The organism is Helicobacter sp. MIT 05-5293 (assembly GCF_000765665.2).
GTDB lineage: Bacteria > Campylobacterota > Campylobacteria > Campylobacterales > Helicobacteraceae > Helicobacter_C.
The window spans coordinates 363,287-373,690 of the sequence record NZ_JROZ02000002.1 but is presented as its reverse complement, the minus strand read 5'-3'; the positions used below and the strand labels follow the sequence as shown (position 1 = coordinate 373,690).

Annotated in this window: 9 protein-coding genes; 2 read left to right on the top strand and 7 right to left on the bottom strand. The window is 37.7% G+C overall.

Annotation, left to right across the window (positions count from 1 at the left end; translation table 11 throughout):
- Positions 1–936, bottom strand: a 936-nt coding sequence (locus LS68_RS06320) for a cache domain-containing protein (protein ID WP_199741485.1), incomplete at its 3' end; no start/stop codon positions are given.
- A 99-nt stretch (positions 937–1,035) separates the two neighbouring features.
- Here LS68_RS06320 and LS68_RS06315 point away from each other — a divergent pair.
- Positions 1,036–1,626, top strand: a complete 591-nt coding sequence (locus LS68_RS06315; protein ID WP_034369976.1) for a YqiA/YcfP family alpha/beta fold hydrolase — start codon at positions 1,036–1,038, stop codon at positions 1,624–1,626.
- 45 nt (positions 1,627–1,671) lie between these two features.
- Here the strand turns inward: LS68_RS06315 and LS68_RS06310 are convergent, their stop codons facing one another.
- The 5 genes from LS68_RS06310 to purB form a co-directional block, all read right to left on the bottom strand.
- Positions 1,672–2,919: an FkbM family methyltransferase gene (locus tag LS68_RS06310; protein ID WP_052100188.1), complete on the bottom strand. Its 1,248-nt coding sequence runs from the start codon at positions 2,917–2,919 to the stop codon at positions 1,672–1,674.
- A 76-nt stretch (positions 2,920–2,995) separates the two neighbouring features.
- Positions 2,996–3,925: a toxin-antitoxin system YwqK family antitoxin gene (locus LS68_RS06305; RefSeq protein ID WP_052100186.1), complete on the bottom strand. Its 930-nt coding sequence runs from the start codon at positions 3,923–3,925 to the stop codon at positions 2,996–2,998.
- A 161-nt stretch (positions 3,926–4,086) separates the two neighbouring features.
- Positions 4,087–5,580, bottom strand: a complete 1,494-nt coding sequence (locus LS68_RS06300; protein WP_034369974.1) for a DASS family sodium-coupled anion symporter — start codon at positions 5,578–5,580, stop codon at positions 4,087–4,089.
- 191 nt (positions 5,581–5,771) lie between these two features.
- Positions 5,772–6,437: a DNA methyltransferase gene (locus LS68_RS06295; protein ID WP_034369973.1), complete on the bottom strand. Its 666-nt coding sequence runs from the start codon at positions 6,435–6,437 to the stop codon at positions 5,772–5,774.
- Positions 6,434–7,771 (bottom strand): adenylosuccinate lyase, encoded by a 1,338-nt coding sequence (purB, locus tag LS68_RS06290; RefSeq protein WP_034369971.1) that lies wholly within the window; start codon positions 7,769–7,771, stop codon positions 6,434–6,436. Before purB ends, LS68_RS06295 begins: the two co-directional genes overlap by 4 nt.
- Before the next feature lie 263 nt (positions 7,772–8,034).
- Between purB and LS68_RS06285 the strand changes: the two genes are divergently transcribed.
- Complete coding sequence (locus LS68_RS06285) at positions 8,035–8,811, top strand: carbon-nitrogen hydrolase family protein (protein WP_034369969.1); 777 nt, start codon at positions 8,035–8,037, stop codon at positions 8,809–8,811.
- Here LS68_RS06285 and recJ read toward each other — a convergent pair.
- Positions 8,804–10,399: a single-stranded-DNA-specific exonuclease RecJ gene (gene recJ / locus LS68_RS06280; protein WP_138091228.1), complete on the bottom strand. Its 1,596-nt coding sequence runs from the start codon at positions 10,397–10,399 to the stop codon at positions 8,804–8,806. The two genes, LS68_RS06285 and recJ, sit on opposite strands and share 8 nt — an antisense overlap.
- Positions 10,400–10,404 lie beyond the last annotated feature (5 nt).

Sequence of the window (10,404 nt, the reverse complement as noted above, 5' to 3'; positions counted from 1 at the left end):
TCCAGATTCTATTGCTTTTGCAGTTTGGACAGATTGTTCTACTGCATGAGAATCTTGCTCTAGTCCTTTTTGTGTTTTTTCAATGTTGTCGTTGATGGCATGTGAGATTTCACCGAATTCGTCTTTAGAATCTAAAGACACTAATTGAATATTTTGAATCTCATGGCTTAGGTAGGCAAAAAACAAAGAAAGGTTTTTTTGCAATATGCGCACACTTCTTAGTAAGTTAGAGTAAAATCCTATCACCAAAGGCACAAAAACAATGATAAAGACGACTGCAGCTGCAGAAAAAGATTTAAGTAAGAAATCTCGAATCAAATCAATAATTCTATCCGAAATAGGCTGTGCGTATTCAGCAAGAGTATCCACATAAACACCTGTTGAAATCCACATATTACGCGTATTGGGTATCATCGCCGCATAGCCTACTTTATCCGCTGTCGTCAAAGTGCCATCAGGAAGAGGTTTGGAAAAGACAAAATACACAAATTTACCCTTGGGAGTTTGACTTTGAGCAGTGCTGTATAAATCTCTCACATAATACACACCGTTAGCATCTTTTGCCTCGTAAAGAGATTTACCTATCAAATCTTTACGCGTAGGGTGAGCCACAGGGACATGCTCTTGATAAACAAAATAATAACCCGACTTATCCTCTTCAAAACGGAAATCTTCAATCGCTTTAGCAATAATTTCAATTTGTTCTTTTTCGGGAAGTCCTTTGACAAGCACACCAAGCGATAACGCCATAGAATCTGTGGCAAGTTTGATTTTTTGCTCTACTTCTTTTTGCACTAATTGTGTGATTTCTTCTCCCATATGGTTTGTTACTTTGGTTTGATTAAAAATCAACAATCCAACAAGAGTGCCAAAACTAACACAACAACCCATTACGAGTATCAATATCTTGAACTTTAAAGAAAAATATTTAAACATTGAAAATCCCTATTTCAAAGAAGTTGAGAATAATTATAAACATTTTAAACTTAAAGATATAATATATCTTTTGCTAAATTATATTTTGGAGTTGATTTTATGGAGTATTTTTATAGTTATGGCTTTCACTCTAGTATAAAATGTGAGACTTATCAAAAATTATGTGCAGGATTAAGACTTAATCCCATCGAATTAAGCTACGATAATGGCGGTGATTTTCAGACAAACCTCACCAGACTTTGCAATCAATTGACAACATATATCAATGAGAGAAAAATCAGCTCATTCGGCTTTATCGGCAATTCTTTAGGGGCATTTTATCTCTCCCAACTTACTTTCCTTGCTAATGACTCCAAAGATTCTATTCCTTTGCCCAAAAAATTAATTATGTTTAATCCTGTCGTTACCCCATTGACGCAGTTAAGAAAATATGCGGATAAAATCCAAATCAACACAACGACTTCTGAATCTTTTGCCTTTCCTTTATGCAGTTTAGAATCCTATAAAGAAGCACGATTACCAAGTGCGCAATTGACCCAAAATACAGAATGTTTTGTGTGCTTGGGTATCAATGATGAGCTTATTGACATAAATGACACGCAACGATATTGGCACAATTACGCGCGCATCATCACATTTGAAGGCGGGCATAAAGTCAAGGACTTTGCACCTTTTAGAGAGATTATTTGAGGTTGCATTCCCCAATAGTGAGAGAGTATCTTCACTATTGAAGAATCAATGTGCTTTGGGTCTCCCAAATAGCACGGTCTCATAAAATCCAAGCGTAAAATGATCACAATAAAATTCATAATGAGGCAAAACGCTCTTTAAATACAAAGGAATTTTATAATAGTCGCTATCGCTGTGATAAAGACAGATAGCAAGCTTTGGGTTATAAGTTTTGAGGGTTTTTTCTGCTCCTTTTAGCGCGGCTAACTCACTTCCCTCAATATCCATTTTGATAAAATCTACCCTATCAATCTTGCCACTATCTACCAAATCATCAATGCTAATACTCATTGTGTATTCTTGATTATCTTGCGCTTCGAGACTAAGATAAGATCCACCCCCGCTACCTGCATGGAAAACTTTAGTTTGTGAATCTGAATATAAAGCATTTTGAAAAAGTGTGATATTTTTTACATCTGGATTAAGAGACATATTTTTGTGAAATACCCTAAGATTATCTTCGTTAAATTCAAAGGAAAATATCTTGCCACTTTGTCCTACTTTATGCGCAAAATACAAAGCTGTATCTCCATAACAAGCACCACCATCAATAACATAATCACCCTCTTTTGCATACACCAAATGTCTATAGGCATACTGCTCTAAGATATAATTCACAAAAACTCCACCCGCACTATAATAAAGCTTAAAATGACTTAGGTTTAGTTGTTTTGCTAGAGATAAATCTATGTAATACAATGGCCCATTATCAGAATCTATACTTTTGCTCTTATCAAGGATAGATTCAAGCATATAGTAGTATTTCCAAATGTGTTCATAAAAGTGAATGATACAAAGACCTTGTAAGTGTGAGCGTTTATGTGGATTTGAATGTTCTTGTGTCATAGAGTGGCGATGCAAAAGCGCACTAACTAGCATCATTTTACTATATTCATCACTTAGAGATTCTAAAACTTCTCCTATCTTTATCGCATCATACCGCAAGTAAAAGGAATATACCCCCCCCCCCACGGTTATATTTGCACCTTGGATATGAAATACATCTTCATTATAGTCTGGGAGTTTGCCTCCACCTCTGTCATTATCATATTTATATACCTTAGAAAGGGCTATCACAGCTAACAATCTCTTGTGCAAATCACTCTTTGCAACAAACAAAAACGGGAAAAAAGATAGCCCATTTTTAATGCTATTCCTGACTTTATGTCTCATACTCCGAATCGGAATAAATGATGCAAGGACTCTAGCAATACATGCTACAATCTCACATGTAATCTTATATAAAAATCCCATAGTCTTCCTTTGTGTAATAAAATCAGCCTTTGGCTATGGAAATCTTAACACAATTACATCAATGCTACTTAGATTCTCACTGATATGTTATCACCGGTAAGCTTATTGCTCCATGCTCAATCACACCTCCCAAGCCAGAGCGACAACTATGTGCCTTGCAATCGATTTTTAAAAGCGTCTCTCCTAGCTCATTGAAATCCTTTTGCCACACAGCGTGATTATTTTCATAAAGCATTTGTGTAGCAATCGTGCCATTTTCACGAAACCAACTCACCTCAACGCGATTTTTAGAATCATCATACAAACGTTGTATCAACAGAATCCCAGCATCATTATAAATGCTTTCTTTGTCTGTTTTGACATCATTTTTATATATTACTTCAACTCTCAATGAACCATTTTGGTTGTATTGCTGAAAAAGACCATTTTTTACACCATTATGATAAGTAATGACCTCTTGAAGCGTGCCATCGGGGAAAAAACTCTTGCTTACGCCTTCGATTTTGCCATTTTTATAAAAAGTCTGTTTGGCGATCTTGCCATTTTTATAATATTCTTTTGCTTCGCCATCGGGCAGATTATTTTTATAATGTGCTTCTTGCGATAAGATTCCATTATCATAATACCATTTTGCCTCACCCTGCATTTTGCCCTCGTGATAATAAATCATAGATTCTAGAATATTTTTAGGATAAAAAGTTTGGAGTAATCCCTCAAGTTTATTATTTTTATAATGAGCCTCATAAAGCACTTCGCCATCAATAGAATACTTTGTTTCCTTTCCCTCTTTTCGTCCATTCACAAAATTTATCTGATGAAGTAAATGCCCTTTTTCATCATACCACGATTCGCTCCCATGCTTAATATCTGTGCCTTTAAGATAAGTGATTTTTCCTTGGACAATTTCACCAATCGCTCCAATAGTCATTGTCTTGATTTCTAAATCCACACTCCAAGCCGCACTGCAGATTCCAAATATAGCCCATAAAATGTATTTATTTAACATTTTTGCTCCTTATCACTATATCTTAAATCGTCTAAGTTTGTAAAAATATTAAACGGCTGCCTTTTGGATTTATCACAAAAATACATTAAAAGCTATTAAGGGGTATTGGATTATAATTGAGAAAATCATTACCTGCGACTGAAACCAGCCGCAAGTAATCATTAAGAAAAACTAAGATAGGGCGTGATGAAATAAATCCAAGGAATCCCAACTACAATATAGATAATCATATAAATAGCTGCAAAAATTCCTCCGAGTAAGAAAAATTGAGGACCTTTGATATAATGACTTCCAAACCATAGAGGTGAGCAACCTGTGCCATAAGGAGTAATAATTCCCATAAATCCCATAGGTAAAATTAAAATCAATAAAGTTTGGGCAACATTGATTCCGGGGATAGCTTGAACAAGCGCGACAAAAATCAACATTACAGCAGTTACATACGCTGTGCCAGAAGCAAAGAAATAACGCAACCAAGAGAAAAAGAGCAATAAAACAAGCATTGCAATAGTAGGCGAAACCGCATCGAATCTACCCTCAAGCAAATGTGCAAGCCAATCTAAGAATCCTACATTTTTCAATCCCCCCGCCATAGCGACAAGTGTCCCAAACCACACAAAAGTCCCCCATGCAGGTTTATTATTCAAAAAATCTTGCCATGAAATCACCTTGGAGGCAACCATAAGCACAATCATCAACAAGGCTGTTGTAGTAGCATTAATCTTGAATACGCTAGAACCTACCCACAAAACAAGTCCAAGCAAAGCAATGACTACCATATAGACTTGAGGTCTAGTGATTTTACCTAATTCTTGATACTTTTGTTTCGCCCATGAAAGCACTTCTGCGCTTCCTTTGACTTCAGGTGGATAAATATAATATGCCAAAAGAGGCGTAAGGATAAACAAAATAATCCCCACAGGTAAAAATGCTAAAAACCAGCTAATCCAATTAACGACTTGAGCACCACCTTTGGTAATTTGTGTAAGAGCCAAAGGATTAGGAGCTTGTCCTGTTAAAAAGATTGAGCTAGACACACACGCACTTGCAAGACCCACCCAAATAAGATAACCACCAATTTTGCGAGGATTCTTATCCGGATAGCTGTCAAACATAGGTGCAATACTCGTGATTACAGGATACACCGTCCCGCCACTTCGCGCAGCATTGCTAGGGATGAAGGGTGCTAAAATCAAATCCACCAAAGCAATAGCATATCCCAAGCCAAGTGTCGATTTACCCAACTTTGAAACAATATAAAGCGCGATACGCTCACCTAATCCCGTCTTTGAGAATCCTAAGCCAATAGTAAAAGCTGCAAAAATCAACCAAACCACAGAGTTAGAAAATCCACTAAGCCCCCAATTCACAGCATCTGCTGCTTTAATCACTCCGCCATCGATTCCAGAATCTTTAGGACCCACCTTAAAAAGCACTGCAACGACAACAGCAACAAGCCCGATAAATGCTGGTGGGACAGGCTCTAAAATAAGTCCTAAAATCAATGCCATAAATATAGAAAAATACAGCCACGCATTCGCACTACAACCCTCTGGGCTTGGCACTCCCCACAATCTCGGCAATATAAAAATCATTAAGCCAAACACTAAAGGTGCTATAAGTTTCACAAAAAAATATTTATCTTTTACCTCCATAAGAATCTCCTTAATTTCTTATTTGTTTTTGGTATAAAAATACCAAGAGTTAATCATACTACTTTATGCGGTTTTTAGAGGCTTGATTTAAAAGAAAAAAAGAGTAATTTTGTAGAATCTTCTCAATATATTATTTTAAATATAACACTACAAGATTCTATAACTTTTTGACAAAAAACATTTAAAAATATTTATTTTTGTTTGGGGCAAGATATTTGCAGATTTGTCCCTATAAAATCTCTCCCTAGCTCCTCACAGCATTCAAACACGCTAAAACTTCCACTCGCAGGATCTAGCACCAAATCCCCTTCATTCGTGCAAGATTCTATAAGTGCCTTTTGCAAGCCTTTAGGTTTAAAATGCGGGTGAATTGACAATGCTTCAGAAGGGAGTTTTTCACTCCACACATCACGGATATTATGCAATCCCCAAGTGCCTTTAGCTTTAATCGGTTTCTTTTGTAGCACAAGCAAATATTCACTTTGTCTCCTTGTGCGATAACCCATACCCATTTTGCCCTTATCCCAAGTGATTAAATCTACAATAGATAGATTTGTCTCCTGAAGCCATTTGTGAATCCCCTCACACAAATGAAACTTATCTACCCATAGCATCAGATAATGACTTGATTTAAGCAATCTATCAATCTCTTTGATAAAGCTTGTAATCATCTCTTCACTCATTTGATGAAGCTCTGCTCTCCCCTTTTGTCTCTCCCCCTCGTTACCATAATGGAGTTTATCAAGCACACCCCGATATTGCGGGTCAAAGAAACATAAATCCACACTTGCAGATTCTAAACTCTTCATAAGCTCCAAACCTGTAATAGTATGTTTGGTATTTTTCGCGTATTTCATTCACTCCCCGTAAAAACCCTCTTAAAAATCGCACCGACATTTTTTGTATAATAGCTAAATTCAAAGCATTCTTTAATCGCTTCTTGCCCGATTAAACCCACAAGTTCGGAATCTGCAAGGAGATATTGCAAATATAGCGATTCGCCTCTCTCATTCACCGCCGCCTTGCCCTCTTGCAAATCCGCCCATACTTTCATCGCATTGCGTTGCACGATTTTATAGGCATCTTCTCGGCTCACACCCTTTTTGGGGAGCTCTAGTAAGATTCTTTGTGAGAACACCAAACCACCGGTTAAATTAAGATTTTTCATCATATTTTTAGGATAGATGACAAGCTTTTCTATCAAGCCTTTAAGCCTACAAAGCATAAAGTCTGTGGTGATAAAGCTATCAGGCAAGATAAATCGCTCGACACTTGAGTGGCTAATATCCCGCTCATGCCACAATGCGACATTTTCCATCGCAGGGATTGCAAAACTTCGTATCATACGACAAAGCCCTGTGATGTTTTCACTTAGCACAGGGTTGCGTTTGTGTGGCATCGCACTACTGCCCTTTTGCCCCTCGCTAAAATACTCCTCTGCCTCATACACTTCGGTGCGTTGCAAATGCCGAATCTCCACAGCGATTTTCTCACAACTGCTTGCAAGAAGTGCTAAATCACTCATCAGCCTTGCGTATCTATCCCTTTGAATCACTTGATTACTCACCGGTGCGGCTTTAAGTCCTAGATTTTCACACACAAGCTCTTCAAGCTCTAGTGGTGTATGGGCAAGATTCCCCATTGCACCGCTTAACTGCCCTACTGAAATCACTTCTAGCGTGGATTCTAATGCCTCTAAATGCCGCCGCATCTCATCATACCAAATCGCACAGATAAGCCCAAAGGTAATCGGTTCGCCGTGGATTCCATGACTGCGTCCCACCATTAAAGTATCTTTATGCTCCATTGCACGCTTTTTTATCGCCTCACGCAAAGCCTTGACATCTTCAATGATGATTTTCAAAGAATCCCGCATTTGCAATGCCACAGCGGTATCAATACAATCACTTGAAGTGATACCATAATGAAACCACCGCGACTCTTCACCCAAAGATTCTGCAACACTTGTGGTAAAAGCAATTAAATCGTGCTTTGTAACTGCTTCGATTTCATCAATCCTCGCAATGTCAAACTTCGCATTCTTACAGATTTTCTCACAATCAGAATCTGGGATTAACCCTAATTTATTCCACCCTCTTACCAACGCCTTTTCTACCTCTAACCACGCAGAATACTTCGCATTCATATCCCACAGCTTTTTCATTTCCTCTCGTGCGTATCGTTCTACCATTTTTGCTCCTTTGTGTTGGATTGTATTTTATTAGATTTTAAGCTCGAGTTGCGTGCCTTTTTTGTCTTTTAGTCGCCATTGTCCCTCTTTTTCATCGGCGATTTCTTGTAAAATTTCTTTTACTATATTACTCGCTTAGATTCCATATTTTTAATAACAGAATCACTTTCAATAAAATAGTTTGAAACATAAAAAGCGCATTATAATAAACCTAAGCTTAATATGTTACAATCCCACTTAGACTTTACCAATAAGGACATCTTATGAATATTGCCCTTTTGCAACTTCCCTCACTGCAAATCTCTGATGAGCGTCTTGAAAAATATTTACACGCTTGTAAAAAACAAAAAGCGCAATTAGTCGCCTTAGGAGAATATGTGCTAAATCCTTTCTACAAGGAGTTTGGACAATCTTATTCAAAAGACATCATTGCAAGCTTTTCACACAATATCTTAGAGAATCTCGCCAAACTTTCTAAGAAATACAAAATCGAAATCATTGCGCCCATTCTCTTTGGGGAATCAAACAAGCTTTATAAAGGTATTGCGCTCATCAAAGGGCAAGAGAGAGAAATTTACACCCAACAAAGATTAATCGAATACGAGCATTGGAATGAAAGAGCATTTTTTGACAATCCTTACAAAAAGCGATTTGTAATGCCTATCGTGTTTGAAAGAGAGAATCTCAAATTTGCAGTGATTGCGGGATTTGAGATTCATTTTGATGAAATATGGGTGATGCTTAAAAAGGCAAAAGTCGATGTTGTGATTATCCCTTGTGCAAATACTTTCAGTTCTAGGGTGCGTTGGAGAAATCTCTGCCAAATGCGCGCTTTTACAAATTCTATGGCAATTTTGCGGATAAATCGTGTCGGGGAATTATGCTATGATGAAGTCGCTTGGCGATTTTATGGAGATAGCCTCTATATTGACGCACAGGGCGAAGTCCAAGATCATTTAGATGCAAAAGAAGGTATGATTTTGCTTCAGATTCATAAAGATTCTATCGAAGAAATCCGCAAAGAATGGAAATTCAGATAGCTTTTTCATTCATTTCAATAATTTTAAGCATAATGCCCTTGGTATAATCATCACGGCTGATTTCATAAGTAACATCATAAATGCGTCCTATTTCACGCGCTTGCGAGACAAAAAACTCAATCCCATTGTGGCAGATATTACTTTGTCTGTCTTGCAAAATGTAACGATAATGCTTCTTCTCTTTGCCTAAAGGTTTGATTGCAGCGATACAAAGTTCACGGGTCAAAAAGATAGGCTTTGGATTGCCCTCACCGAATGGCTCAAAAGATTCAATCATACAGAGCAAATCTCTATTAATTTGTGCAAATGGCATTAATCCTAGAATCTCCAAAGGAGATGTTTGCGTAAAAATCAGATTTTTCTGTAAGGCTTGGATAAAAGATTCTATGTTGTGGCGGTGCAAACTTAAGCCCAAAGCTCCGCTGTGTCCGCCATAAGCAAGCAGATATTCTCCTACTAGCTTGATACTTTCAATCAAATTAAGTCCGCCATAGCTTCTGGCACTACCTTTCAAAATATCATTTTCCAAAGACAACACAAAAGAGGATTTTTGATGAATGTCTGCAAGTTGCGCTGCGACAATCCCAAGAACACCACTATGCCAACCTTCGCCATAACTCAATACAAAATGCTCGGTTATAATGATATTTTCTTGTGCGGATTCTAAAAGGGAAACTTGTATTTGTTTGCGTTTGATATTTAAAGATTCAAGTTGAAGATAAATCTCTTGCGCAGATTCTAATGTGTCTGCACACAAAAATTTCAGAGCCAAAGACGCATCATCTACGCGTCCAGCACAATTAAGCAAAGGAATAAGCCTAAAAGCGAGATTCTCTGCATTAATGGTTTTGATTTTACTTCTGATGACTTGCGCAAAGGGTGCATCGGCACTCTGAATCCATGCAATCCCTTTTTTGACAATCGTATAATTTATACTGCATAAAGGCATCACATCGCCGATACTAGCCATTGCAAGATAGCCTAAAAATGCTTTCATATCCACATTGACTTGTAATTCTTGCTTAATCCCAGCACAAAAATACCATGCTACCATTGCTCCACAAATGTCTTTTTGCATAAATTGGCATGAGGGTATCTTTGGATCAATAATCACATCGGCATCGGGCAAAGCCTGTGTAGGCGTATGATGATCGGTGATGATGAAATGTATTTGATGGGCTTTGCAAAATTCACCCGCACAAAAGGCGGTGATTCCATTATCTACACTAACCACTAAACTCGCATCTTGTGCGTGTTTTTCCAAAAGTGCCGCACTCACTCCGTAACCATCAGCAAAACGATTGGGTATAACGAGCTTGACATGAGGATATTTGATTGCTTCAAAAAATCGCAACATAATGGCACTTGCACAAACGCCATCAGCATCATAATCCCCCACAATCAGAATCTTTTGATTCTCTCTCATACATTGGACAAGTAGCTTTGCCCCTTCTTGGACATACTCTAAGGTATAAGGTTTAGGCAAATCTTTGAGAGAATGAATACCTTGATAAAGATCCCGCTGTGTGAGAATCTCATAAACCTTAGTATAATTTAGCTCTTCAAGCAATACATTTTCACTAGACATTCATT